At 65.8% G+C, this 25864-nt stretch carries 23 protein-coding genes, 1 tRNA gene and 1 pseudogene; 10 read left to right on the forward strand and 15 right to left on the reverse strand.

Annotated features, from left to right (window positions below; genetic code table 11):
* Window positions 1-129: 129 nt before the first annotated feature.
* Both ABS361_17370 and ABS361_17375 read right to left on the reverse strand, forming a co-directional pair.
* On the reverse strand, window positions 130-693 hold the full coding sequence (locus tag ABS361_17370) for a recombinase family protein (protein XBY43819.1): 564 nt from the start codon (window positions 691-693) through the stop codon (window positions 130-132).
* Window positions 694-898: 205 nt separating this feature from the next.
* A complete protein-coding gene (locus tag ABS361_17375; protein XBY43820.1) occupies window positions 899-4702 on the reverse strand; it encodes a hypothetical protein in 3804 nt (1267 codons plus the stop codon).
* A 241-nt stretch (window positions 4703-4943) separates the two neighbouring features.
* Between ABS361_17375 and ABS361_17380 the strand changes: the two genes are divergently transcribed.
* On the forward strand, window positions 4944-5150 hold the full coding sequence (locus ABS361_17380; protein ID XBY43821.1) for a recombinase family protein: 207 nt from the start codon (window positions 4944-4946) through the stop codon (window positions 5148-5150).
* A gap of 39 nt (window positions 5151-5189) precedes the next feature.
* Window positions 5190-5534: a helix-turn-helix domain-containing protein gene (locus tag ABS361_17385; protein XBY43822.1), complete on the forward strand. Its 345-nt coding sequence runs from the start codon at window positions 5190-5192 to the stop codon at window positions 5532-5534.
* A 75-nt stretch (window positions 5535-5609) separates the two neighbouring features.
* Here the strand turns inward: ABS361_17385 and ABS361_17390 are convergent, their stop codons facing one another.
* Window positions 5610-5825, reverse strand: a complete 216-nt coding sequence (locus tag ABS361_17390; protein ID XBY43823.1) for a hypothetical protein — start codon at window positions 5823-5825, stop codon at window positions 5610-5612.
* 167 nt (window positions 5826-5992) lie between these two features.
* Here ABS361_17390 and ABS361_17395 point away from each other — a divergent pair, with 167 nt between their 5' ends.
* The 3 genes from ABS361_17395 to ABS361_17405 all read left to right on the forward strand — a co-directional run bounded on the left by ABS361_17395 (window position 5993) and on the right by ABS361_17405 (window position 7671).
* Window positions 5993-6718 (forward strand): LuxR family transcriptional regulator, encoded by a 726-nt coding sequence (locus tag ABS361_17395; GenBank protein XBY43824.1) that lies wholly within the window; start codon window positions 5993-5995, stop codon window positions 6716-6718.
* Window positions 6719-6805: 87 nt separating this feature from the next.
* Entirely contained in the window at window positions 6806-7441 is a 636-nt protein-coding gene (locus ABS361_17400; protein ID XBY43825.1) for an acyl-homoserine-lactone synthase, read from the forward strand.
* Window positions 7438-7671: a hypothetical protein gene (locus ABS361_17405; GenBank protein XBY43826.1), complete on the forward strand. Its 234-nt coding sequence runs from the start codon at window positions 7438-7440 to the stop codon at window positions 7669-7671. The genes ABS361_17400 and ABS361_17405 overlap by 4 nt, the downstream gene beginning before the upstream one ends.
* A gap of 695 nt (window positions 7672-8366) precedes the next feature.
* Here ABS361_17405 and ABS361_17410 read toward each other — a convergent pair.
* On the reverse strand, window positions 8367-8606 hold the full coding sequence (locus ABS361_17410; protein XBY43827.1) for a hypothetical protein: 240 nt from the start codon (window positions 8604-8606) through the stop codon (window positions 8367-8369).
* Between the two features lie 118 nt (window positions 8607-8724).
* Here ABS361_17410 and istA point away from each other — a divergent pair.
* Window positions 8725-10223 (forward strand): annotated as a pseudogene (gene istA, locus ABS361_17415) (IS21 family transposase).
* Window positions 10223-10951, forward strand: a complete 729-nt coding sequence (gene istB / locus ABS361_17420; protein ID XBY43828.1) for an IS21-like element helper ATPase IstB — start codon at window positions 10223-10225, stop codon at window positions 10949-10951. Before istA ends, istB begins: the two are co-directional and overlap by 1 nt.
* A gap of 591 nt (window positions 10952-11542) precedes the next feature.
* Here istB and ABS361_17425 read toward each other — a convergent pair.
* The 3 genes from ABS361_17425 to ABS361_17435 all read right to left on the reverse strand — a co-directional run bounded on the left by ABS361_17425 (window position 11543) and on the right by ABS361_17435 (window position 12380).
* Window positions 11543-11618: transfer RNA gene (locus tag ABS361_17425), tRNA-Ala, on the reverse strand.
* A gap of 65 nt (window positions 11619-11683) precedes the next feature.
* Window positions 11684-11998 carry a hypothetical protein gene (locus tag ABS361_17430; GenBank protein ID XBY43829.1) on the reverse strand — a complete coding sequence of 105 codons (315 nt, stop codon included), beginning with the start codon at window positions 11996-11998 and terminating at the stop codon, window positions 11684-11686.
* Window positions 11999-12002: 4 nt separating this feature from the next.
* Window positions 12003-12380 (reverse strand): TIGR02300 family protein, encoded by a 378-nt coding sequence (locus ABS361_17435; protein ID XBY43830.1) that lies wholly within the window; start codon window positions 12378-12380, stop codon window positions 12003-12005.
* Window positions 12381-12791: 411 nt separating this feature from the next.
* On the opposite strand from ABS361_17435, the gene aroA reads away from it, so the two are divergent.
* Window positions 12792-14147: a 3-phosphoshikimate 1-carboxyvinyltransferase gene (aroA, locus tag ABS361_17440; GenBank protein XBY43831.1), complete on the forward strand. Its 1356-nt coding sequence runs from the start codon at window positions 12792-12794 to the stop codon at window positions 14145-14147.
* A gap of 87 nt (window positions 14148-14234) precedes the next feature.
* On the opposite strand, the gene dnaN is transcribed toward aroA, so the two are convergent.
* The 8 genes from dnaN to dnaK form a co-directional block, all read right to left on the reverse strand.
* A complete protein-coding gene (gene dnaN / locus ABS361_17445) occupies window positions 14235-15353 on the reverse strand; it encodes a DNA polymerase III subunit beta (protein ID XBY43832.1) in 1119 nt (372 codons plus the stop codon).
* A gap of 413 nt (window positions 15354-15766) precedes the next feature.
* A complete protein-coding gene (locus ABS361_17450; protein ID XBY43833.1) occupies window positions 15767-16075 on the reverse strand; it encodes a DUF1330 domain-containing protein in 309 nt (102 codons plus the stop codon).
* Between the two features lie 128 nt (window positions 16076-16203).
* Window positions 16204-16950, reverse strand: a complete 747-nt coding sequence (gene pyrF, locus ABS361_17455; GenBank protein ID XBY43834.1) for an orotidine-5'-phosphate decarboxylase — start codon at window positions 16948-16950, stop codon at window positions 16204-16206.
* A 251-nt stretch (window positions 16951-17201) separates the two neighbouring features.
* Complete coding sequence (locus ABS361_17460; protein ID XBY43835.1) at window positions 17202-17774, reverse strand: NAD(P)H-dependent oxidoreductase; 573 nt, start codon at window positions 17772-17774, stop codon at window positions 17202-17204.
* Window positions 17775-17875: 101 nt separating this feature from the next.
* A complete protein-coding gene (locus ABS361_17465; GenBank protein ID XBY43836.1) occupies window positions 17876-18517 on the reverse strand; it encodes a histidine phosphatase family protein in 642 nt (213 codons plus the stop codon).
* 175 nt (window positions 18518-18692) lie between these two features.
* Window positions 18693-19295, reverse strand: coding sequence for a methyltransferase domain-containing protein (locus tag ABS361_17470; protein XBY43837.1), 603 nt, complete (start codon window positions 19293-19295; stop codon window positions 18693-18695).
* 253 nt (window positions 19296-19548) lie between these two features.
* Complete coding sequence (dnaJ, locus tag ABS361_17475) at window positions 19549-20685, reverse strand: molecular chaperone DnaJ (protein XBY43838.1); 1137 nt, start codon at window positions 20683-20685, stop codon at window positions 19549-19551.
* Between the two features lie 253 nt (window positions 20686-20938).
* Entirely contained in the window at window positions 20939-22840 is a 1902-nt protein-coding gene (gene dnaK, locus ABS361_17480) for a molecular chaperone DnaK (protein ID XBY43839.1), read from the reverse strand.
* Between the two features lie 354 nt (window positions 22841-23194).
* Between dnaK and ABS361_17485 the strand changes: the two genes are divergently transcribed.
* Window positions 23195-23836 carry an alpha-ketoglutarate-dependent dioxygenase AlkB gene (locus tag ABS361_17485; protein XBY46929.1) on the forward strand — a complete coding sequence of 214 codons (642 nt, stop codon included), beginning with the start codon at window positions 23195-23197 and terminating at the stop codon, window positions 23834-23836.
* Window positions 23837-24014: 178 nt separating this feature from the next.
* A complete protein-coding gene (gene recQ, locus ABS361_17490; GenBank protein ID XBY43840.1) occupies window positions 24015-25862 on the forward strand; it encodes a DNA helicase RecQ in 1848 nt (615 codons plus the stop codon).
* Window positions 25863-25864: the final 2 nt, after the last annotated feature.

Here is a 25864-nt window from a genome sequence, read left to right on the forward strand (position 1 = left end):
GGAAAAATCGTGAATTAGCTCAGGCGCACGTCGCCCAGGAAATGCAACCGGGTGCAACAAACTTGGGCGTAATAGCTTCCCTGTTTGAGTTCTCTCCGCCATCCAAAACCATCGTTAATTTTCCCCTCGTCAAGACGTCACGCTACGGATCTCAACTAAGCGCCTATGTACCGTAGCAACACCAATGCCTAAAGCCTTCGCTATGGCAGTCGGGCCTTGTCCATCGGCAGCAAGTCGCGCAACATCATCTGCCACCGAAAGCCGACGCCGCCCCTTATACTTGCCATTCCGTTTCGCCTTGGCGATGCCTTCCATCTGGCGCTCGCGACGAAGGCCAGTCTCGAATTCGGCGAAGACGGCGAGCATGCCGACAAAGGCGCGGCCGGCGGCGGAACCGGTGTCCACCGGCTGTTCGATGCACCGGAGCGACGCACCCTTCTTTTCCATCTGACGGACGATGTCGGCGAGATCGGCGACAGAGCGAGCGAGGCGATCGAGACGGACCACGACGAGTTCGTCGCCCTCGCCGAGGATCGAGAGCACCCGGCGCAGTTCCTCCCGCCCTTCGGTCGTGGTGCCGCTCTTCGTTTCGAGGAAGCTGGCGATGCATCCCGCCCTCTCCAGGGCCTCGGCCTGAATACTCAGGTCCTGATCGGTGGTGCTCACCCGCCCATAACCGAACCGCTTGCCCATTGCGCTTCCCAAAAATCTATCAATAGGATCTGGAGATCAAGTTAGAACCGATCAAAACTCAATTCAAGGCTCTATTGATAGCGTCCTAGGACCCTGAGGCTATCACTCAAGGACTCGCGATAGGGCATACCCTTTTGATCGAGACGCGAGATGCAGAACCAACGCTGGTCAAAGCTCCGGGAGCCCAGAACGGGCCATACACTAGCTAACGCCCTTCCCGCCGAAGCCTCCTATCCAAGTCCTCTCGCAAGCCGTCCTTTTCGTAGTGCGATGCTAATTTTTCGAGCAAGTCGAAGACGCGCACGTGTGTCCCGGCCAAGGGGCGAGCGAACTCTCGGTAGCGTGACGCCAGCTCTCGTTCCTGAGTACCGCCTTCATCGAGCGAGCGCCGAACGACGCCTCGCTTGTTCATGATCCCGATCGAAAATCCGTCTCGCATTTCCTCGAGCTCTGGACGGTCCAACAGGTCGCACAAGAAGCGCGGCGGCCAGCTCCCCTGTTCATCCGGGGGGATGTGCGCCAAGATCTGACCAAGCGAGCTGTCGCAAGACCTTAATCGACCAGCTTCGCCGCAAAGCGCTCTGGCATCGTCGACGAACCGGACGCACGATTCCGGATCGATGCGGCCATCAGGCATCGTACCGGGCGACCGCTGGCAACTATGCAGTGCGCTCCAAGCGATCGCTGCAGCGGCTTCGGCCTCCTCGCTCGATGGTTCGTCCGGCTCTGCTCCGGTCGATCTATAAACGAGACAGATCAATTCAGTGAAAAGCTTTGGATCGCTCATGATCGCTTCGAAGAAGGTCCTAGCATGGCGTTGCGCGTCGAGGCCGAGCGGACGAATGAGTGCGAACTCCAGGCGGACCAACCGGTCGCGCTCGATACGGCCCGACTCTTCGATGCGGTCGAGTGCTACTCCGATCGAATATAAGTCCGGAAGGACCCCGTCCGCTTCAACGCCGGAAACCAGTCCTTCGAGCATCTCTGCGATCAAGCTCGGACCGACCTTTTCCAATTCGTACTGGCAGACCAGAAAGGCAGTCTTCGGCCGTCCCGCGTTCAGGAGACGCCGGACGACATGGTCGTGCCATTCGGCTGTGTCGCTTCTCCAGAGACGCGGATGGCAGCAGCGCCAATAAGCGTCCTCGACCTCCGTGCCGAGCTGCTCGACCAGTGCCAGCAGTTCAGTCCGCGCCTCGGCCAGCGTCAGAAAGTGCGCGACCTTCTTGGCGGTCCATCCCTCCCGATCTGCTGTGGCGAGAACTTGTTTCACGAGGCGTAGTGCCTGATCCGTCGGGCACATGCACAGTGCTCCCCGAACCTCACCGATTTGAAGGGATTGTTCGTCGAAGGCCGCCCCGCTGCGCACGATCCAGTCGGCGATCTCTTCCTCTCGAAGGGCGAGTTTGGTCAACGTCGCCCCGACATTGCCCCTCCCACTACAGATGGTCACCAGCCTATCAATGCCGTCCCATCCTTCCGCTTCATGAATTTCGCGAAGGGCATCGAGTCTCGCGCGGTCGATCCATTCATTGCGCTTGAGATGATCTATCTCTCGCACGCGGACCGGAATTTGTGGCCATGGGTCGGCGAACAGCCAAGCGCTTCGTGAAACCGGATCGCGCGGCGTGAGTTGCTCGTATAGCGATTCCAATCGCGCCAAACGTCTTGCCAGGGCGACTCCCTTGAGTTGTCCATAGTTGAACTGCTTGTGAATCCGCTGGCGGAGGGCAGCGCGTAACTTTTCCCGATCGTCGTCGTTGGTCTCCCGCTTCGCGAAGTCGTCAAAGAGTGCGAGGACAGCTGCGATCCGAGCCTGGTCGAAGACATCGATCTTTTCGATGAGCTTCACCAATCGGTCTGGGTGTCCCGTAGCGGACGACACCACGCGATCGGCCACCGCGACCAGCATCGCATCCCTTTCCTCACCCGACACGCCGCGTCCCACGCCCGCGTCGTCGTCGCGCCATTCGGGGCGGTTGGAGGCAGAGGCAACGTCAAGTCGAGTGTCGACAAGCTTTAGCAAAAGGTCGGACGCCACATCCGGTGCCACACCTATCAGTGCGTCGAGCGCCGCTATTCGCTGTTCGAGATTCGCAGCCGTCTGGGGGAGCCAAGACCGAAACAAGCCGGCCAGCGTGGACCGAGGCGAGTTCGACCAGTTCCCTTTGATCTCCGTCCGCGACAACCGCGCCAGCAGCAGCGCTACGCGAGTAAACCGTTCGGGAGCCCATGCGATACGCTCCAGCGCCCACAACAAACCGGCATGCCAGCAGCGGCCGATGAGGCTCGACGCCCCGGTCTCCGTAAGCAGACGCAAAACGGGAGCATTGGCTTCGGCGAGGCTCCTCTCGATGCCGCGGATGAAAGCCATAGGGGCCGCTTCGGCCAGATCCGGCAATTGAGATGAGAGCGCGAGCCACCGCTCACCAGTAGCGTCAGATAACAGGTCGGTCACGAGGCGCTCGACGCGCCCCTCGATGTCACCGGCTGCCAATGCGGCGATGCTCGGGCCACGGACCGCAAGTTTGATCAGCGTATCGCAGATCGCTCGGATCAGTAGGCCGGACTCCGCTCGAACCTTACCGTAGATCTGCGCCGCATATCGCTGATCGTCCGGCAACTCGAGTTCCGGATCGGGGGACGAGAGCACGCGCAATGCGAGTTGGAAAAAGCGATCGAGTTCGTTCCGGGTGATACGCGCCCCGAACAGATCCAGCAGTTCGAGCGGGGACTTTGCTTTCCAGACCTCGCCAATGACCAAGATCGGCGCGTCATCCGTCTGCGCGAGATGCCGCAGATCCGCTTCGACTTGCTCGTAAGGCCGGCCGGCGAGTTCCGCGACGATTGCACGATCCCCGGGCTTCCCTGCGACCCAACTTCCCAAGAGGCAGACCGTCGACAACGCCGCCGCCTGCGGGGCATCGAGCCACAGAGGACGGCGGATGGCAGGGTTGGTCGACCTCCTTCGGCGGTATACCGACCAAGAGCGCCCCGTGGCCGAGGCCAAGCGTTTGGCATCACTCTCGTCGAGACCGATCGATGACAATGCCGTTTCGAATTCCCTAACGTCCGGGCGCTCCAGCGCGATCATAGCAGCGAGCTCACCCTCAGCTCCCCCCCGCGACATCCCCTCCATATCGCCCGAGGCATAGGGTACGATCACCACTGTTCCGGGCCGCACGGTCGGCTTCCCCGCCGCGTCCGGACGAGCCGCGATGGCGATCTTTAGAGAAGAGTTCTGGTCGACGAAGCGCCACCCCGCGGCCTCATTCACGACCAACGCCCCGGCTGCCGAGTCCGGTTGAGACGCCAACGAGGCCGCAGCGAATGCAGCTGCTTCTTCGACGCTGTCGGCTCTGATCCGAATGAGACCGCTCCCACCCGCATCCAGGATCTTCCGGGTCGCATCTAGCAAACGGTCCCGCTCCGCCTCTCTGCCGACGAAGAGCGCCTCAGGAGTGATCTGCGGCTCGGTCTGACTGGCCCAGCCACGCCAATGTCGTCCGAGATCCTCAACGCCGTGTCCCGTCAGTCCAATCTCGTCACCGAACTCGAGCTTCACCGCGGGAGTGTTTTCCAGCCATTCTTCAATCGTACCCGCATCGTAGGCGCGAACATCAGCCCATTCGCCTGCGCCGAGCTTTTCGGCCACCCATTTCGCCCTACCGGGCCAGACGCGTCCGGTGACGGCCACGTAGACGCTTGCGCGGCGAATGTTCTGAGGAGTCTCTCGGGTTCGTTTGTCGTAGTCGGTGTTGGCCTTGTGGGTAATCTGAGCTTCACAGCTCAGTTCCCAGAAGGATCGCCCTTCAGGGACCCAAGCGTTTCCGGCGGCGCTCACCAGTGCACCATCCCACCCCGGTTGGCTCGTCAGGTCACCCGCCGGCATTGCCACTTGCGTGACACTTCCGACGTCGTGAATTAGACGGCGAACATAACGAGGCAGCGCGGCCTGCGCGTCTTTGCCATCGGCCCAGTCGGCGATCTGCTTGGCGGTGATCTTCACTTCAGCCTCCCGAGCGAGCGAACCCATCAAGGATTGGGCAACCCGACAGAATCGGGCGAAGGACCGCCATTTTCTACCGGAAGAGGAGCAGCTTGTGAAAGCAGCGGCCCATCTTTCGAACGAAGCGGCTCCCTCGTGGCCCAATCCACGATCTTCGACGAGAGCTGAACGATAGTGTGGTGCAACCGGGCGCAATCTTTGCGATGCGCATCGCCGGAGGTCGTAGTGGAAGCGAGGCACCGTGAGCGAACTCGTTCGACGCAAAGCTCGCAGGATCGCATTCGCCGCGGAGCACGGCCTGCCGGTAGTCGGCTGGCACGTTGAGAACGAGAGCGGAGCGAAGCGTGCAGGCCCTGAACTCTTCCTCTTCCTCGCCGACAGCCAACCAGGCGACGTTCTTCTCATCGAGCAGGTCGATCGCCTGCCGCGGCTGACCTCGGTCGACTGACAGAAGCTTCAATCCGACCTTGACGCGCGACAGTTGCGCGTGATCACACTCGATTTGCCGACCTCATGGATGCGCGCGTCGCCGGCGGACAATTGCACAGCGCGGATGTTCGGTGCGCTAAATGCCATGATGCTGGACGTCTTACCGGCCGTCGCACGCAAGGATTACGAGGACCGGCGTCGCCGCCAAGCGCAAGGGCAGGCGCGGGCGAAGGCCGAGGGGCGCTACCGAGGCCGGGCCGAGAACGTCGTCAGAAACGACGGAATTGCAGCGATGCTGAAAGGCGGCGCCAGCTGGAGCAAAATCCAGGCGGCAACCGGATGCAGCAGAGCGACGGTGGCGAAGATAACGAAGCGCTTTGCGGAAGCATCGGGCAGAAGTTGAGAGCCTTGCGCCCTATGGCCGTCGGCGGGGTCGATCAGGCGTGCACCCGGGTGCACCAGGTCAGCACAGTGCTCCTCAGATGGCGCAAGCGATGGATTGGGCCGCTTGGCAGGACCGGCAACGGGTTCGAAGCGCCTGTGCAGTGGCCTCAATCAGGGCCATGTCGAGCAGATAGGCGGCCATGACCATGGACGGTTGATGGCTAGCCCCTTCACGCAAGCGCGCAATTTGGCCGCAAATTTCTTTGGCATCTGCCAGAGGATCGATTTCTTCGTTCATCGTCTCAGCCACATCTTGTTCTCAAATGTTCTACAACCAAGTTTTCGTTCGGTTGCATAATCCGAACATACTGCAAACGGAACGAGTGCACCAATAATGCGGTGCCTCCAATTTCCCTCAACCCTATTGCATATAGGTCGTTAGTCGGTAGCCTGTCGTTGAAGCAGCGGAGGGCGCCGATGTCTCGGATCCCGCTCGAAAGAACGTTCGCGTTCGTGCAAGGCATCCAAGCCGCAAACACGGCAGCAGAAGTTACCGACAGAGTGAGACGCGAAACGTCGGCACTCGGCGTCCAATACGTCGTCGCCGGCGTGATTCCCTCTCCGACCTTATCCGTGGCTGCTCAGGCTCGGCACATCCTACTAGGGGAGTGGCCGCGAGAGTGGGGGGACGCCTACTTCAGGCGCGGACTGCTGCGGCGCGATCCAACAATCCGGCGAGTGTTGCGTCAGGTTCCTGCGTTCTCATGGCGAACGATCGGGGTCGAAGACACCAGTGATGATCTGGCGCTGATGGACGAGGCCCGAGAGCACGGTCTGGCGGAAGGCGTAACAGTGCCGATGATGTCGCTCGATGGTCGCCCGGTGGGTTTTTCCTTTGCTGGGCGTCACGTGGATGACTCGCCCGAGGCGTCGGGCGTGTTCACGCTGATTGCCAATTTTGCAGCCGGCCGCGTGCTCGAAATCCGCCGCAATCAAGCATTGGCCTCCACTCGACTAACGCGCCGGGAGGCCGAAGTACTTAGCTGGGCGTCCGTTGGAAAGACCGATTGGGAAATATCGGTGATCCTGAGCGTATCGGAGGCCGCGGTGCGCAAGCACTTCCACAATGCGAGATCGAAGCTGGGCGCGATGAATCGCACCCATGCTGTTGCGCTTGCACTTCGGCAGGCAATTATTCGCTGACGCGTCAAGGTATCGAAACCGATACTGCCGATCCCCCGACAGCAAACAGAGAATCACCCTGCGCGATCCAGCGCGGGGAGCGAAATCATGATCGAGATCATCAAAGGTACCGAAGTGGGTCGGTACGCCGACGAGATGGACCAGGCGTATCGACTCCGCCACACCGTGTTCGTCGAAGAGATGGGGTGGACCGATCTCGCCAAACCGGACCGTCGCGAGATCGACCAGTTCGACGACGAACACGCCCTGCACATGATCTACCGGCGAGACGGCGAGGTCGTCGGTTATCAGAGGATGCTGCCGACGACTCGGCCGCACCTGCTCTCGCACGTGCTGCCCGAACTGTGTGAAGTGGAGCGGCCGGTCGGCGACCACATCTGGGAATGGACGCGCTACAGCGTGCGCAAGCCGTTCCGTGGCGGTGGGCGCGGGCTCAGCCCCGCAGCGAACATGCTGTTGTCAGCAATCGTCGAGTGGGGGATGGACACCGGTGTCGACCGGATGATCATCGAAATGGACCCAATCTGGCTGCTTCGGCTGGTGCAGCTCCATTTCTTGGTGGAACCGCTGGGCATCCCACGGACCGTCGGGAGCGCGTCAGTTGTGGCGGTCGCTGCCAAGTTCGACCGCCGGACGCTCACGATGCTTCGTGATCTGCGCGGCGACCACCGTTCCGTGCTGCGGTCGACGCCTGAACTCGAGATCGAGGGGGCCGTGTCATGAGCCACGAGCGCAAGGCGGCCATCGCGGCAATGGTCTCTTACCTGAAAGACGAGGCGATCCAGGAGCACATGGGCTTTACGGCGTATTGCCTCGCGATGGCCGAAGCTGATTTGAGAGGCCCGGTGCCGCCGGGTACGAGGCCGGACGACGTTCCTTCCGTCAAAGACGAAGCCAGAATGCTGGAGCAGCTGATCGAGCGGTGTACAGAGGCCAGGAGAGCCGTCGTCTAGCAAGGTGGCCGGCCGTGCGTCGTCAACTCGGCCGGCCCTTTAAACGGCTTGTGCGGCCAGGACATTTGAATGACGTCCAAGCACCGGGTCGCCGGTCCTGGCGTCAATTTTCCGCTAACCCCTCAAAACCCGGCAGTTTGCCAAGCAGGACACGAGCAACGGCGGAGCCCGTGTGCACCCGGGTGCACATCGCCGCACCGAGCGGTCAAGCCTCACGCTTAGAGTTCCGCTGCGAACGGCGCAGGTCCCGCTCCCGGATCCAGACGTCATTATCCCGTTCGATGCGAGCAAGGATTTATAGCGACGCATCTTGGAGAGCAATAACTTCACGTAGGTCCGCGCGGACGTCCTCAGCAAGTCGCATGATCTCCGTCGCTCTCTCGCTCACTTCATGCTCCTATCGCAAGCGGGTACGATTGAGAGACGATCGTGAGGGGGCTCCGGCGCGCGTCTCCGCACACAGTATACACTGCTGTGGGGCCACGAGGTCGTTACACGATCGCTACCAGCGGAAGCGATTTCGCCGCTCGGCAATGGACGTGCTACCGCCCTGTGGAGCTTTACCCGGAAAGCAGCCTAAAGCTGGCTCGGTGCCCTCGGGGATCAACGCTGCTGAGCCGAACTCGCTGCGAAGCGTCGCCGACGCGTGTTCCGACGCAATGACGCACCGGCGACGGCCGCCAATAGGCCCCGCATTACTGTGTGAGCTTGTACCGAGTAGTCTTCGAGATCGCGATCAGTTCGTCGATCGACTGCTGGCTGTTCGCCCCGAAGCCCTTGTCGATCGCGCACGAGACCAGGAACATTTTCTTCTCGTTGTCGAGGATCAGGTTCGGGCTTTGCGGATCGATGTCCGAGTGACCGAAGACGAGCCGATCGGTGCAGACGTCGGCCATCCGGAACCAGTCCCAGCCCTTGTCGGAACCCCGCCCCATGTGTGTTTCGGCGTGGAACTTTGACCCCCTACGAGGGGTGATCGGCGTCCAATTTTGACCCCCTTACCGCCACCGCGAGCAGACTGCCGTTCCTTTCGTGGAGGGCGGCGGTCGGGGGATGAAGTCAGTGGATACGATTGCGCGGATACGCCGCGAGTTCTTCGTTCGAGGTCGTTCGATCAAGGAGATCGCCCGCGAACTGCATGTTGCCCGGAACACGGTCCGGAAGGTGCTGCGTTCCGGTGAAACGATCTTCTCCTACAGTCGCGGGAACCAGCCGCTACCGAAGCTCGGACCGTGGAAGACCGAGTTGGACGGGCTGCTCGCGGCGAACGCGGCAGCATCTGCGCGTGAGCGGCTGACGCTGGTTCGACTGTTCGAGGAGTTGCGCGGCCGGGGTTACGAAGGCGGCTACGACGCCGTTCGTCGCTACGCGCGGGCCTGGGCGTTGGAGACGTCGGCGGCGAAGGTCGACGCCTACGTGCCGCTCTCCTTCGCGCCGGGCGAGGCGTACCAGTTCGACTGGAGCCACGAGGTCGTCCTGATGAACGGCCTGCCGATGACGGTGAAGGTGGCGCACGTCCGGCTCTGCCACAGCCGAATGATGTTCGTCCGTGCCTATCCGCGCGAGAGCCAGGAGATGGTGTTCGATGCCCACGACCGGGCCTTCGCCTTCTTCCGGGGCACCTGCACGCGCGGCATCTACGACAACATGAAGACCGCGGTGGAGACGATCTTCGTCGGCAAGGAGCGGGCCTACAATCGGCGCTTCCTGCAGATGGCGGGGCATTACCTCGTCGAGCCGGTCGCCTGCACGCCGGCTTCGGGCTGGGAGAAGGGGCAGGTCGAGAACCAGGTCGGGCTGGTCCGCGAGCGGTTCTTCACCCCGCGCCTGCGGGTTCGGTCCTTCGACGAGTTGAACACCCTGCTGCTCGACCGGTGCATCGCCTACGCCAAGGCGCATCGGAACCCGGAGTTCCCCGACCGGACGATATGGGAAGCGTTCGAAGCCGAGCGGGCGTCGCTGGTGCCGTATCGCGGCCCCTTCGACGGGTTCCACGCGGTGACGGCGTCGGTATCGAAGACCTGCCTCGTGCGGTTCGACAACAACAAATACTCCGTATCGGCGAGCGCGGTCGGCCGGCCGGTGGAGATCCGGGCCTATGCCGATCGGATCGTCGTTCGTCAGGACGGCCGAGTGGTCGCCGAGCATCCTCGCTCCTTCGGTCGCGGCGAGACGATCTACGATCCCTGGCACTACGTGCCGGTGCTCGCCCGCAAGCCGGGAGCCCTGCGCAACGGCGCCCCGTTCAGGACTGGGTTCTGCCGGGCGCGATGGATCGGGTGCGCCGCAAGCTCGCCGGCTCCAACGACGGCGACCGGCAGATGGTGGAGATCCTCGCCGCGGTGCTCGACGACGGACTGGGTGCGGTCGAGGCGGCCTGCGCCGAGGCGCTCGGCGAAGGCGTGCACTCCGCCGACGTGGTGCTGAACATCCTGGCGCGACGGCGGCCCGCGCCGATCCCGGTCGGCATCCTGACCCCGGATGCGTTGAAGCTGCGGTTCGAGCCGATTGCCGACTGCGCGCGGTACGACGACCTGCGGAGGGCCGGCTGATGGACCGCACCAAGATCCTGAGCACGATGACCGAGCTGAAGCTGTTCGGCATGAAGGCGGCCTACGACGAGATCGTAGCGGCGGCCCTGAAGCGCAACCACGACCCACAGCGCATCGTCGCGGCGATGCTCACCGCCGAGATCGCCGAGAAGCAGGCCCGCTCCATCCGTTACCAGATGGGCGTGGCCAAGCTGCCGCTCGCCAAGGACATCGACGAGTTCGCCTTCGACGGCACGCCGATCAACGAGAACCTGGTCAGAGACCTCGCCGCCGGCGGCTTCATCGGCCAGCAGCGCAACGTCGTGCTGATCGGCGGTACCGGCACGGGCAAGACCCACCTGGCCATCGCCATCGCACGGGCCTGCATCCGAGCCGGCATGCGGGGGCGGTACTTCAACGTCGTCGACCTCGTGAACAAGCTCGAGGCCGAGACCCGTGCCGGCCGACAGGGGCGAATGGCCGACTGGCTCTGCCGCCTCGGCTTCGTCGTCCTCGACGAGTTGGGCTACCTGCCCTTCGCCCAATCCGGCGGTCAGTTGCTGTTCCACCTGATCAGCCGGCTCTACGAGCGCACCTCGATCGTGGTCACGACCAACCTCGCCTTCGGCGAATGGCCGTCGGTGTTCGGCGACGCCAAGATGACTACGGCGCTGCTCGACCGCCTCACCCATCACTGCGACATCGTCGAGACCGGCAACGACAGCTGGCGCTTCAAACACCGGGCCTGAGATCGGCGCCGTCGTCGGTATAGTGCCTCCGGTCGGGCTACGCCCTCCCTCCGTCACGACACCGACGACATGCTCACAGCGAAGCTTCGACATTCGATCGGAAGCGCCCAACTGCGCGAAACCAGGGGGTCAAAGTTCGACGCCGATCCGGGGTCAAGATTGCTCGCCGATTGACAAGATTTTCCAAAATGTTCGGCATCGATCTCCTCCAGGGAACTGGCATCATCGGTTGACACGCAATATTCAGCGAATTTTCTGGTCACACCGCGTCCCTTTCGTCCAGATCAATCCCGCGACGCTCCGGCGCAGCTATGGTCGCCACGGTATTGGAGATGGAATCAACCCGGCAAGCGATTTGCCTTGGGGCACCGTGTTCGATTCGAACTGCTGTCACCGAAACGAGTTAGAGTCGCGCCGACCTGATCGGCTGGATCGAGCTACAGGACCTGCTCGGCGCCATAACACCGACTTCCGACGCGCCCGTGCCGAGCGATTCGCACTGAGTGCGACGAGGTGGTGGGAGAAATGGTGGGAGAAAGTCAGCCCAAAAATCAAAAAGCCGCGGAACTCCGCGGCTTTTGAAGAGAAGATTGGTGGAGCCAAGGGGAGTCGAACCCCTGACCTCTTGAATGCCATTCAAGCGCTCTCCCAACTGAGCTATGGCCCCACGTGCCGTCGGGTTTGGGGTGCCCGACCGATGGGCGCGACGTTTAGGGGAAAGCCGGGCCGCGATCAAGAGGAAAAAACGCGATCCTCCACCGCCGCGGTGAAGAGGCCGGCGCTCCGGCCGAGCCGCATGGGACTGCCGGGGAGATCGCGGCGCTCACCGGCCACTCGGGGCGGAATACGGAAGCCGGCCGAATGCCGCCATTTCCCGGCCTCGCGGCAGCCGGTGATCGCACCGACCAAACAAAAAACGCCGCCCGATCGGGGCGGCGTCTTCGTGTGCAAATCGCCTGTGGATTTCGCCGGCAAACCGTTCGAGGCTTCGATCGGCTCGACACGGCGGAAGCCGGCCGGCGACGCGCGCAAGAGGCGCGCCGCCAAACGCTCAGCGCTCCTCGTCCTCGCCGGCGACGTCGATATCGATACCCTCGATGTCGCCGTCGTCTTCTTCCTCCTCGAGGAAGGTGTCGCCGAGGTCGTCGCCGATATCCTCGATCTCCTCGTCCTCGATGTCCGGCACGGCTTCCGCGCCTTCCTGCTCGGCATCGGCCTCCTCAAGGCTGACGAAGTCGACCGGCATCGCCTCGTCGGCCTCGGCCTCCTCTTCCTCCTCGACCGGAGCCGGCTTGGAGCGCATGGACACCGCCGCGGCCGTGAACGCCGTGCCGCACTTGGGGCACAGGATCGGGTCACGGTTCAGGTCGTAATATTTGGTGCCGCAGTTCGGGCAGAGCCGCTTGGTGCCGAGCTCGGGTTTCGCCACGGATCGCCTCTCGTCGCATCTGAAGAAAACGGGCCTCCCCTCTAGTCCGAAGAGGGCGCCCCGTCAAACATCAATGTTGCCGATTCGGCCGCAGAAATCCCGCGAGATTTCGCGGGTCCCCGGGAGATCGCTTCAAGGTGCCGCGTCGACAACGCTTGTCGTCGCGCACCCGTGTCAATGCTCGGGCAGGCGGTCGCGGGTCCGCGCGCGGGTCGACCGCGCCGGTGTGCGCCGCGAGATGACGCGTGCGCGCGAGCGTGCTAGAGGGCGCGCGCAAGCCCTTTCGGGGCTTCGCGCGCGGAGCCGGGTCGCACCGGACCGCGCATCACCGACCTTCCCCTTCGTGGTCCGATCGATCCGACGGATGCTCCTTCGGATATCGACCACCAGCGAGAAACGAGCCGCGCCCCCATGTCCCATTCGGCCGCGAAAGCCCCCCTCGCCTCGGTCCGTTCGTCCGGCCGCGCCGGCCTCAAAGGCCGCATCCGCGTGCCGGGCGACAAGTCGATCTCGCACCGCTCGCTGATGTTCGGCGCGGTGACGATCGGCGAAACCCGGATCGAAGGGCTGCTCGAGGGCGAGGATGTGCTCGGCACGGCCGCCGCCATGCGCGCGCTCGGCGCGACGGTCACGCGCGACGGCGAAGGCCTCTGGCGGGTCAGCGGCCTCGGCGTCGGCGGGCTCCTGGAGCCCGAAGCGGTGCTCGATTTCGGCAATGCCGGCACCGGCTCGCGGCTTACCATGGGCCTCGTCGGCGGCCACGCGATCGCGGCGACCTTCGTCGGCGACGCCTCGCTGTCGCGCCGGCCGATGGGCCGCGTGCTCGACCCGCTCCGTCAGATGGGCGTCTCGGTGATCGCGCGGAAGGGCGACCGCATCCCGCTCACCATCAAGGGCCCGGACACGCTGATCCCGATCACCTATCGGGTGCCGGTGCCGTCGGCGCAGGTGAAGAGCGCGGTGCTGCTCTGCGGCCTCAACGCGCCGGGCGTTACCACCGTGATCGAGCCGGTCGCGACCCGCGATCACACCGAGCGCATGCTGGAAGGCTTCGGTGCCGCGATCGAGACCAGCGTCGGCGGCGCCGGCGAGCGAATCATCCGCCTGCAGGGCCGGCCGGAGTTCAAGCCGCAGACCATCATCGTGCCGGGCGATCCGTCCTCGGCCGCCTTCCCGATCGTCGCGGCGCTGATCGTGCCGGACAGCGACGTGACGGTCGAGAACGTGCTGCTCAACCCGCTGCGCACCGGGCTCATCACCACGCTCCTCGAAATGGGCGCGGACCTGACGATCGAGAACCAGCGCCTGTCGGGCGGCGAGACGATCGGCGACATTCGGGTCAAGTCGAGCCGGCTCAAGGGCGTGCGCGTGCCGGCCGAACGGGCGCCGTCGATGATCGACGAGTACCCGATCCTGTCGGTCGCCGCGGCGCATGCCGAGGGCGAGACGCTGATGGAGGGCCTGGAGGAACTGCGCGTCAAGGAGAGCGACCGGCTCTCGGCGGTCGCGCATGGGCTGACGATCAACGGCGTCGACGTGGTCGAGGGCGAGACCTCGCTGCTGGTCCGCGGCCCGGCGCGCAAGATCGGCGGCGGCGTGGTGCCGACCCATCTCGACCACCGCATCGCCATGTCGTTCCTGATCCTCGGCTTCACCGCCGATACCGCGATCACGGTCGACGACGCCGCGACGATCGCGACCAGCTTCCCGACCTTCACCGGCCTGATGGAAGGTCTCGGCGCATCGTTCCAGCCGGTCGAGGGGTAAACGGCGCTCGTACCGGTTCCATGACGCAGGAAGGCCGGGGATGCGGCGCATCCCCGGCCTTCCTGTTTTCCGAAGCATCGATCCGGGTCACACCCGCATCGGCATCAGCACATAGAGCGCGTTGCGCTGGTCGTAGTCGTAGATCAGCGTCGGCGAGCCCGGATCGGCGAGGCGGAACACCGCCGTGTCGGTCTCGAGCTGGCCGGCGATATCGAGCAGGTAACGGCTGTTGAAGCCGATATCGAGCGGATCGCTGTCGTACTCGACGCCGACCTCCTCGGTCGCGGAGCCCGAATCGGGGTTGACCACCGAGAGCACCAGCCGGCCCTCGCCGACGGTCAGCTTCACGGCGCGGCCGCGTTCCGACGAGATGGTCGAGACGCGGTCGACGGCCGCGGCGAATTCGCCGCGATCGACCTTGAGCTCCTTGTCGTTGCCCTGCGGGATCACGCGGCCGTAGTCCGGGAAGGTGCCGTCGATCAGCTTCGAGGTCAGCACGACCGCGCCGAAGGTGATACGGATCTTGGTGTCGGACAGTTCGACCGAGATCTTCGCGTCCGGATCCTCGACCAGCTTCTGGATCTCGCCGACCGTCTTGCGCGGCACGATGATGCCCGGCATGCCCTCCGAGCCGTGCGGTGCCTCGACCTCGGCCTGGGCGAGGCGGTGGCCGTCGGTCGCCACGGCGCGGAACTTCAGCGCGCCTTCCTTCTCGACCGTGTGGAAGAAGATGCCGTTCAGATAGTAGCGCGTCTCCTCGGTGGAGATCGCGAACTGGGTACGGTCGATCAGGCGCTTCAGGTCGGCGGCCGGCAGCTGGAAATGGTGGGTGAAGGTGCCGGCGGTGAGATCGGGGAAGTCCGATTCCGGCAGCATCTGCAGCGCGAACTTCGAGCGACCGGCCTTCAGATCCAGCGTCGCGCCGTCCGAGCGCGTGGCGAGCTCGATCTCCGCGCCGTCGGGCAGCTTGCGGACGATCTCGTAGAGCATGTGGGCGGGGACCGTGGTCGCGCCCGGCTCGCTCACCATGGCCGGCACCGTCTCGGTGATCTCGAGATCGAGGTCGGTCGCCTTCAGCTTCAGTTCGCCGCCCTCGCTGCGCAGGAGGACGTTCGACAGGATCGGGATCGTGTTGCGGCGCTCGACCACGCGATGCACATGGTTCAGCGACTTCAGGAGGTGCGCCCGCTCGACTGTGACTTTCATGGGGGTTCCGAACACTCTCTGAGGCGCGGCCGGGGCTCTTGCGCAAGGGGCTGCGCAGGAACCGGCACGCCGGTCGGGTGGGCGATCCCGTTCGACCTGAGCATGATCCGGACCGTCGAAAGCGTCTCGCGCCTGTCGGGCGAAACAGCAACGCTCCGGGTCACGGTCGTCCGGGGACCGGGACGAAGAAACTTATCGTATGGGGAACGCGGTGCAAGGGGCGTGCGGGGAAAAACGCCGTGCTGCAAGGCGTTTCGCCCCGGATTTCCGCCCCGCCCCTCGCAGGTCCGGCCGCCGGAGCGGCGGGGCCCGACGCGCGGCACGATGGCGGCCGCGTTCCAGGCGGCGAGGATGGCGACCGCCCCGCTCGCCGCAGGCCCGGGGCGGAGGCCCGCGGCCGCGATGCCGCGGGCTCAGGCGCCCGGCTGGACGCCATCGTAGCCCTCGATCAAGATCAGATCGACGATCGCGCCCTTGTCGCGCCAGAGCGCGGCCTCGGCATATTCCGGGCTCTCGGCGCAGGCCCTGGCGGTGGCGAGATCGGCGAACTCGATCACGATGTTGCGCTGGCGCGCCTCGCCGCGCACCGTCTCGAACGGGCCGCCGCGCACGATGAAGCGGGCGCCGTACTTGGCGAAGGCGACGCTGTTGCGGGCGAGATATTCCTTGTAGGCGTCGGGATCTGTGATGTCGACGCGGGCGATCCAATAGGCCTTGGGCATGCACTGCTCCTTTGTTGGGGGCGCACGCTAGCCGAGAAAGATGACAAGCGCCAACGCGGGCGCGGCCAAGGCAACCGCGAGCAAAGGTGCCGGCCGGCTGGCCCCAGGTCGCGCCCTGTGGAGCCGCATCAGCGCGCCTTCAGCCCGGCCTCGATCTCGGCGACGATCGCATCCGCCGCCGCACGGCGGTCGGTGGCCGCGAGGATCGGGCGGCCGACGACCAGCAGGTCCGAGCCGCCGCGGATCGCCGCTTCCGGTGTCATCACCCGCTTCTGGTCGCCGGCCGCGGCGCCGGCCGGGCGCACGCCCGGCGTCACCAGCAGCATGTCGGGACCGACGATGGCGCGCAGTGCACCGGCCTCCTCGGGCGAACAGACGAGCCCGTCCATGCCGGCGGCGCGCGCCTGCGCCGCGCGGGTCGCGACCAGGCCCTTCACGGTTCCCGCATAACCGGCTTCGGCGAGATCGGCATCGTCCATCGAGGTCAGCACGGTGACGCCGAGCAGGGTCAGCGAGCCGCCGACCTTGCGCTTGGCCGCGACGGCGGCGCGCATCGCCTTCGGATAGGCATGCAGCGTCACGAAGGTCGGTCCGAGCGCGGCGATCGATTCGATGCCATGGGCGACCGTGTTGTCGATGTCGAGCAGCTTGACGTCGAGAAACACTTTCTCACCCGCCTTCAGCAGGCGCTCGGCGAGGCCGAGGCCGCCGGAGAATACGAGCTGGTGGCCGATCTTGTACACGCCGACGCTGCCGCGCGTCGCCTCGACGATCGCCTCCGCTTCCGCCACCGTCGGCACGTCCAGGGCCAGGATCAGCCGGTCGCGCGGATCGTTGGGGGCGAAGGACGTGGCGGCGGTCGTCGGCGCGGACATGATGGCGGGCTCCTCGGCTCGGGCGGGGCGGGTGAAACGTGGCCCAGTCCATGGACCGGCGCGGCGCGGCGCACAAGCCTTTCCTAGAGCGGCATCCGATCAGATTGGATCGGATGCCGCTCTAGCCTACTGTAAACGCAAGCCTTTTCCGATCGGAGTGAATCACTCCGATCGGGCCTTGCTATAGCCCCGCGCCATGCATGATTGCGCCGCGCCGATCGACCTTTGCCCGAGGCGCCGCAAGGGCCGCTTCAGCGGGCGTAGCGGCTCGCCTCGTCGAGCAGACGGGCGAGCAGGCTGCGCAGCTGCTTTGCCTGCGTCTCGTCCTTCAGCGCGCCGTTATCGCCGAAGGCGTCGCTCGCCCGCGACACCGCGATCTGCTCGGGCAGCACGGTCGCGCCGAGGCCGAGCGTCAGCGACTGGCGCAGCATCATCAGGCCGCGATAGGCGCCGAGGCCGCCCGGCGACGCGCCGCCGATCGCGAAGACACGATCCTTGTAGGGGTTCGGCGGCACCTTGCAGCGGCTGACCCAGTCGATGGTGTTCTTGAGCAGCGGCGTGACGCCGGCATTGTACTCCGGGCTCGCGATGAAGATGCCGTGGTGCTCGCCCATCAGGCGCTGCAGCTTCTGCGCATTCTCCGGCGGGCCGGACTGGGCCTCGAGGTCGCCGTCGTAGATCGGCATCGGATAGTCGGCGAGCGAGACATGCATCACCGCCGCATCGAGCAGCGCCAGCTCCTTCACCACCGCCATCGCGAGCTTCTGGTTGAGCGAACCCGCACGGATCGAGCCGGCGAAGACGAGAATGCGCGGATTGGCCATGCGGTGTTCTCCTCGGACAAACGTTCAATCTCGGGCGATATGAGCGACCGACGCGTGGCCGGCAAGGGGCGCCGTTGCGTCATGCGTTCAGCCGGACGCCCTCAGTCGTCGTGGTCGAACGGCACCCAGCCGTGCAAAATCCGGCCGCTCGCGCGTTCGAAGGCGAAGCGGTTGCCGCCGCCGGCCGGCTGGTCGTGGCGGCGGTCGATCGGCAGGCCGGCGAGCTTGCAGAAGAGCAGCGTTCCGACCGCGCCATGGCCGATGAAGATCAGGTCGCCGTCGCCGGGTTCCTCGTCGATGGCGGCCGTGACCGCGGCGACGATGCGCGCCTGCGCATCGATCGCGCGCTCCCAGCCGTCGATGCTGAGGTCCGGCGCGGCAAAGAACCGGTCGGCGGTCGCCTCGAACAGCGGTGGCGGCAGGAAGCCGGTCGCCGAGCGGTCGTTCTCGTGCATGCGGCGACGGATCTCGATCGCCAGTCCCAGCGGCTCGGCGATCAGCGCGGCGGTCTCGATCGCCTTGACCTCCTCGGATGCGAAGATGCGCCCCGCGCGGCTCGCCCAGCGGCAGCCGGCGGCACGGCGGGTCCGCTCACGGCCGAGTTCGCTGAGGCCCCAGCGCGGCACAGGCACGGCCGGATCGATCGCGACCTGCGGATGCGTCACGTAGTGCACGCGTGCCGGGCGGGCGGAACCGCCCGTCTGGACGGACGCGGCGCTGTCGGCGGCAAGATCGGAAGGCATCGGACTGTCTCGTACCGGGCGCGCGATTCGCGGGCGCGAATCGCGCCTTGTCGGCTCGACATTACCGCGCCTGCACGTCAGGTCCTTGAACGGATCCGCGCCGGGCGCGATCAGGGCCGGGGCGCGATCAGGGCCGGGCGCGATCAGGGCCGGGCGCGATCAGGGCCGGGCGCGATCAGGGACGGCGATAGACCCAGACCCGTGCCGGCGGCAGATTCATGACGATCCAGCCGGAGCGCTCCAGCTCGAACCGGCCCGCCTCGGGCGGCACCGGCGGCACGAGCGCATAGGAGAACTGGATGAACGGCGCGCCTGGGGCGAGCAGGTCGAAGGCCTCTTCCAGCAGCCGCACGCGCTCCGGCAGCGGCCGCGTGAACAGCGGCAGGCTCGACACGACGGCGGCGAGCGGCGTCTCGGCCGCATCGCCGAGCGTGCGGCTGAGACCGTAGGCGTCACCCTGCACGAAGGTCACCGCCGGGAAGCGGCGGCGCAGCAGCGTGCAGAATTCGGGATTGTACTCGATCGACACCACGCGCGACGGCGCAACGCGTTCGATGATCGCGGTCGTGACCACACCGGTGCCGGGGCCGAGCTCGACGACCGAGCCGGGAAGCGACGGGTCGATGTAGCTCGCCATCAGCTTGGCGAGCGCCGGGCTCGAGGGCGCGACGGCGCCGGTGGTCAGCGGCTTGTCCAGCCAGGTGCGGAAGAACCTGAACTCGTCGAGGACCTTGTGCTTCAGCACCGCGGTCGTCTCCTTGAGCCTCGGATGTCCCATCCGCTCACCTCCGGTCGGTTGTTCTTCTCGCGATCGTCGGCGGGCCGACCCGGCCTGCCCCGATGTCGCGGTCGCCGAGAACATGGCGCCACCCGCGGCCGAGCACAAGACGCCACCCGATGAAATCGGCGGCATGCGACATGTCCGTCGCAGGCCGGGCGCAGATGCAATTCCCGGATCGATCAAGCGCTTAGCAACCACGCTTCCTACGTTGTCGCCTGTCGCCAGGTCGCAAATGCGACAGCCGGTCCGGTCAGCCGCCGAGATTGTCGAAGAAATCCTTAACCTTGGCAAAGAAGCCGGCACTCTCCGGATGATTGTCGCCGGACGAGCTGCGCTCGAATTCCTCGAGCAGCTCCCTCTGCCGCCGCGTCAGGTTGAGCGGGGTCTCGACGACGACCTGGATATACATGTCGCCGAAGGTGTTGGCGCGCATCACCGGCATGCCCTTGCCCTTGATGCGGAACTGCTTGCCGGTCTGGGTTCCCTCCGGAACCTTGACCTTGGTCTTCTCGCCGTCGAGCGTCGGCACCTCGAACTGACCGCCGAGCGCGGCGGTCGTCATCGACACCGGCACGCGGCAGAACACATCGGCGCCGTCGCGCTGGAAGAAGGCGTGCGGCTTCAGGCCGATGAAGATGTAGAGATCGCCCGACGGACCGCCGCGCAGGCCGGCCTCGCCTTCGCCGGCGAGGCGGATGCGCGTGCCGTCCTCGATGCCGGCCGGGATGTTGACGGTCAGCGTCTTCTCGATCGTGGTGCGGCCGGAGCCGGCGCACTTCTGGCACGGATCGGCGATGGTCTGGCCGCGGCCCTGGCAGGTCGGGCAGGTGCGCTCGATGGTGAAGAAGCCCTGCATGGCGCGGACCCGGCCCTGGCCGCCGCAGGTGCGGCAGGTCTGCGGTGCGGTGCCGGGCTTCGCGCCCGAGCCCGAGCAGGCGTCGCAGGTGATCGAGGTCGGGACGCGGATCTCGACCTGCTTGCCGGCGAAGGCCTCCTCGAGCGTGATCTCCATATTGTAGCGGAGATCGGCACCGCGCTCGCGGCCGCCCCCGCCGCCGCGCCGTCCGCCCATCTCGCCGCCGAAGAAGCTCTCGAAGATGTCGGACATGGTCTGGGCGAAATCGCCGTTGAAGCCCGGGCCGCCGGCGCCGCCCCCGCCGTTCTCGAAGGCGGCATGGCCGAAGCGATCGTAGGCCGCGCGCTTCTGCGGGTCCTTCAGCGCCTCGTAGGCCTCGTTGACTTCCTTGAACTTGGCCTCGGCCTCGTGGTCGCCCGGATTGCGATCCGGGTGATACTGCATGGCGAGCTTGCGGAAGGCGCTCTTCAGGTCCTTCTCGTCGGCGCTGCGGCCGACCCCGAGAACGTCGTAAAAATCGCGCTTGGCCATGTCGGTCGTTTCGCCCCCTTCGGCGGAAACAAGAAATCGGAGTGCTTTCGCCGTGATCAGGCCGATTTCGCCGCGCGGTCAACAGGCGCGTCGCCTCGGATCCCGGCCGGCCCTGTCTCACTGACGAGATCGGCTCGCTCGTGAAATCGTCTCACTTGCGAGATCACCCGGCGCGGTCCCGCACCGGGTGAAACCTGGTATCACGGATGCGGCACGGGCGCCCGCTTTGCGCGGGCGCCCGCTCGTGAAGGCGTCAGGACGCCTTCTTGCCGTGGTCGTCCTTGACCTCTTCGAAGTCGGCGTCGACGACGTCGTCCTTCTTGGCCTCGCCGGCACCGGCCTCACCGGCCTGGCCGTCGCGGTACATGGCCTCGCCGAGCTTCATCTGCGCCTCGGCGAGCTTGTTGGCGGCGGCCTTGATCGCCTCCGGATCCTCGCCGGCGAGCGTCGTCTTGGTGTCCGCGATCGCGGCCTCGATCACCGACTTGTCGGCGCCGGAGACCTTGTCGCCATAGTCCTTCAGCGCCTTCTCGGCCGAATGGACCAGCGCCTCGGCGTGGTTCTTGGCCTCGACCATCTCGCGCCGCTTCTTGTCCTCGGCGGCATGAGCCTCGGCGTCCTTGACCATCTTGTCGATGTCGGCGTCCGAGAGACCACCCGAGGCCTGGATGCGGATCTGCTGCTCCTTGCCGGTGCCCTTGTCCTTCGCCGACACGTTGACGATGCCGTTGGCGTCGATGTCGAAGGTGACTTCGATCTGCGGCACGCCGCGCGGCGCCGGCGGGATGCCGACGAGATCGAACTGGCCGAGGACCTTGTTGTCCGCCGCCATCTCGCGCTCGCCCTGGAACACGCGGATCGTGACCGCGGTCTGGCTGTCCTCGGCGGTCGAGAACACCTGGGACTTCTTGGTCGGGATCGTCGTGTTGCGGTCGATCAGACGCGTGAACACGCCGCCGAGCGTCTCGATGCCGAGCGACAGCGGGGTCACGTCGAGCAGCAGGACGTCCTTGACGTCGCCCTGCAGCACGCCGCCCTGGATCGCGGCGCCGATCGCCACGACCTCGTCCGGGTTCACGCCCTTGTGCGGCTCGCGGCCGAAGAAGGTCTTCACGATCTCCTGGACCTTCGGCATGCGGGTCATGCCGCCGACGAGAACGACCTCGTCGATCTGACCGGCGGTCAGGCCGGCGTCCTTGAGGGCCGCCTTGCAGGGCTCGATGGTCTTCTGGACGAGGTCGTCGACCAGCGCCTCGAACTTGGCACGGGTCAGCTTCATGGTCAGATGCTTCGGACCCGAGGCGTCCATGGTGATGAACGGCAGGTTGATCTCGGTCTGCGTCGCCGACGACAGCTCGATCTTGGCCTTCTCGGCGGCTTCCTTGAGCCGCTGGAGGGCGAGCTTGTCGTTGCGCAGGTCGATGCCCTGCTCCTTCTTGAACTCGTCGGCCAGATAGCCGACCAGCCGCATGTCGAAGTCCTCGCCGCCGAGGAACGTATCGCCGTTGGTCGACTTCACCTCGAACACGCCGTCGCCGATCTCGAGGATCGAGACGTCGAAGGTGCCGCCGCCGAGGTCGTAGACCGCGATCGTGCCGGCCGACTTCTTGTCGAGGCCGTAGGCGAGCGCAGCTGCGGTCGGCTCGTTGATGATGCGCAGCACCTCGAGGCCGGCGATCTTGCCGGCATCCTTGGTCGCCTGACGCTGGGCGTCGTTGAAGTAGGCCGGGACGGTGATCACCGCCTGGGTCACGGTCGTGCCGAGGAAGGCTTCGGCCGTCTCCTTCATCTTGATCAGCGTGAAGGCGGAAATCTGCGAGGGCGAATACTGCTTGCCGTCGGACTCGACCCAAGCGTCGCCGTTGCCGCCCTTCACGATCTTGTAGGGAACGAGCTTCTTGTCCTTCTCGACCATCGGGTCGTCATAGCGGCGGCCGATCAGGCGCTTGACCGCGAAGAAGGTGCGCTCCGGATTGGTCACCGCCTGGCGCTTGGCCGCGACGCCGACGAGGCGCTCGCCGTCGTCGGTGAAGGCGACGATCGAGGGGGTCGTGCGCGCGCCCTCGGCGTTCTCGATGACCTTGGTGTTCTTGCCGTCCATGACCGCAACGCACGAATTGGTCGTGCCGAGGTCGATACCGATCACCTTACCCATGTCTTCCTCTCTTTCCGGCAGACCGCCCGGACCCTGACGGCATCCGCAAGGAACGCGCGTCCCCGACGCGCATCGGCGGTCCCCAACTCGAAGTCTGTGGGGCGAGTATTGTCACACATCGACGATTCGCGCCCGCATTCCGGGCCGAATTCATCTGTCGCCGGGTATATATGTGGGGCGGTTTCCGGCCGCAAGGCGGGTGATCACGGCGGGAGGAGCTTCGGCCGGTCCGCGTGCAGAAATAGACTTGCCCGGCGAGAATGCTGTCCCAATCTTCAAGGTTCGCCGCGCGCCGTCGTGCACTCGCACCAGCGCGGCATGATGTGGATGGGGCACGAGGACAGGCAGAACATGATGCTCGATCGGCCGCCCGGCCGGCTTCATCCCGACGCATTCCCCGGCCTCGTCGTCGCGCCCGACCATCTGGACAGGCCGGCGCAGGAAGCGCTCGTCGCCGAACTTCGGGCCGCGCAGAAGGTCGCGCCGTTCTTCACGCCCGAGATGCCGCGCACGGGGAAACCCTTCTCGGTGCGCATGACCAATCTCGGACCGCTCGGCTGGGTCTCCGACCGCGCCGGCTATCGCTATCAGGCGACGCATCCCGCGACGGGCAAGCCTTGGCCGCCGATCCCGGCCTCTGTGCTGGCGATCTGGGAGGAATTCTCCGGCTATCCGCATCCGCCGGAGGCATGCCTCGTCAACTTTTACTCTCCCGATGCCAAGATGGGCTTGCATCAGGACCGCGACGAGGCCGATCTCGACGCCCCGGTCGTGTCGATCTCGCTCGGCGATACCGCGAAGTTCCGGGTCGGCGGCACGGCGCGGACCGATCCGATCAGGTCTTTCGAACTCCGGTCCGGCGACGTACTGGTGCTCGGCGGCGCCTCGCGGCTCGCCTTCCATGGCGTCGACCGGATTCTCGGCGGCACCTCGACGCTGCTCGGCACGCCGGGGCGGATCAATCTCACGCTCAGGCGCGTGACGAAGCCGGGGTGAGACCCGTTCCTTTTTCATTGCCGGGGTCAAGCCCTGGCTCGGCAATGGAGAGGCTTCGGGCCATGGAGCGGTTCGATGCCGCCTCGGCTTCCGGCCCCCCGTAGACGCCAACCCGCCATTGACGCCCCTCGCCCTGCCCGTTACCGCTCGACCGCTCCCCGAATCCCGAGGCCTCTCCTTGCCCCTCTCCGTCGCCAGCCGTCTCGACCTCTCCCGCGCGCGCGACGTGCTGCATGAGGTGTTCGGCTATACCGATTTCCGACCGGGTCAGGACGAGATCGTCGCGGCCGTGCTCGAGGGGCGCGACGTGCTGGCGGTCATGCCGACCGGGGCCGGCAAGTCGATGTGCTACCAGCTGCCGGCGATCGTGCGCGAGAACCTGACGGTGGTCGTCTCGCCGCTGATCGCCTTGATGCGCAATCAGGTCGCACAGCTGCGCGCCAACGGCGTCGCGGCCGGCGCGCTCAACTCCTCGGCCGAACCGGACGAGGTGCGCGAGACGCTCGCCGACCTCAGGACGGGCCGGCTCCGGCTGCTCTACATTGCGCCGGAGCGCCTGGCGCGGCCGGAGACGCAGGACATGCTGGCGCGCGCCGGCGTCGGCACCATAGCGGTCGACGAAGCGCATTGCATCTCGCAATGGGGCCACGACTTCCGCCCCGAATACCGCGACATCGGCGCCTTCGCCGAGCGGCTCGGCCAGCCGCAGATCCTGGCGCTCACCGCCACCGCCGACGAGGCGACGCGCGAGGAGATCCGCGAGCGGTTGTTCGTGCGCCAGCCGACCGTGTTCGTGCACGGGTTCGACCGGCCGAACATCCGCATCGCGATCCGGCCGAAGGCCAATCCGAAGCGGCAGCTGACCGACTTCCTCGACAGCCATCGCGGCGAAAGCGGCGTCGTCTATTGCTCGTCGCGCAAGCAGACCGAGGAACTGGCGGACGCTTTCTCAGGCGCCGGCTTCCACGCGCTCGCCTATCACGCCGGGCTCGAGGCGGCGGAGCGGTCGCGCCGGCAGGACGTGTTCCTGCAGGAGGACGGCGTCGTCATGGTCGCGACGGTGGCCTTCGGCATGGGCATCGACAAGCCGGACGTCCGCTTCGTCGCCCATGCGAGCCTGCCGAAGTCGATCGAGGCCTATTATCAGGAGATCGGGCGCGCGGGGCGCGACGGATTGCCGGCGGATACCCTGACCCTTTACGGCACCGACGACATCCTGTTGCGCCGCCGCCAGATCGACGAGAGCGAGGCCTCCGAGGAGCAGAAGCGCATCGAGCGGCAGCGGCTCAACGGGCTGGTGGCGCTCGCCGAGGCGCCGCGCTGCCGGCGACAAGTTCTGCTTTCCTATTTCGGCGAGGACAAAAGCCCGGCTTGCGGCAATTGCGACGTCTGCGTCGACGGGATCGAGACCTTCGACGGCACGATCCCGGCGCAAAAGGCGCTCTCCGCCATGGTGCGCACCGACCAGCGCTTCGGCGAGGTGCATCTGATCGCGGTCCTGACCGGCGAGACGACGGATCAGGTCGTCCGCTTCGGCCACGACAAACTCAAGACCTTCGGCTGCGGCACCGAGTTCACCAAGGTGCAGTGGCGGGCGATCTTCCGCCAGATCCTCGCCGCCGGGCTCGCCGACGTCGACATGGCCAACCATGGCCGCTGGATCCTGACCGAGGATGGCGTCGCGGTCATGAAGGGCCAGCGCAGCGTGACGTTCCGGCGCGACGTCGTCGAGGCGCGGACGGAAAAGCGCGGGCGGCGCGCCGAGCAGCGCGAGAAGATCACCGCCGCCGGGCTCGACGCGGTCGAGACGCGGCTGTTCGAGGCGTTGAAGCGCGAGCGCGCGGCGCTGGCGCGCGACATGAACGCGCCGGCCTATGTCGTGTTCGCCGACCGGACGCTCCTCGACATGGCACGGCGCCGGCCGGCGAACCGGACGGAAATGTCCGAGGTTCACGGCGTCGGCGCGACCAAGCTTTCGACCTTCGGCGATCAGTTCTTGCGGGTGATCCGCGATTTCGAGGGCTAGAA

This window comes from Ancalomicrobiaceae bacterium S20, from assembly GCA_040269895.1.
GTDB lineage: Bacteria > Pseudomonadota > Alphaproteobacteria > Rhizobiales > Ancalomicrobiaceae > Methyloraptor > Methyloraptor flagellatus.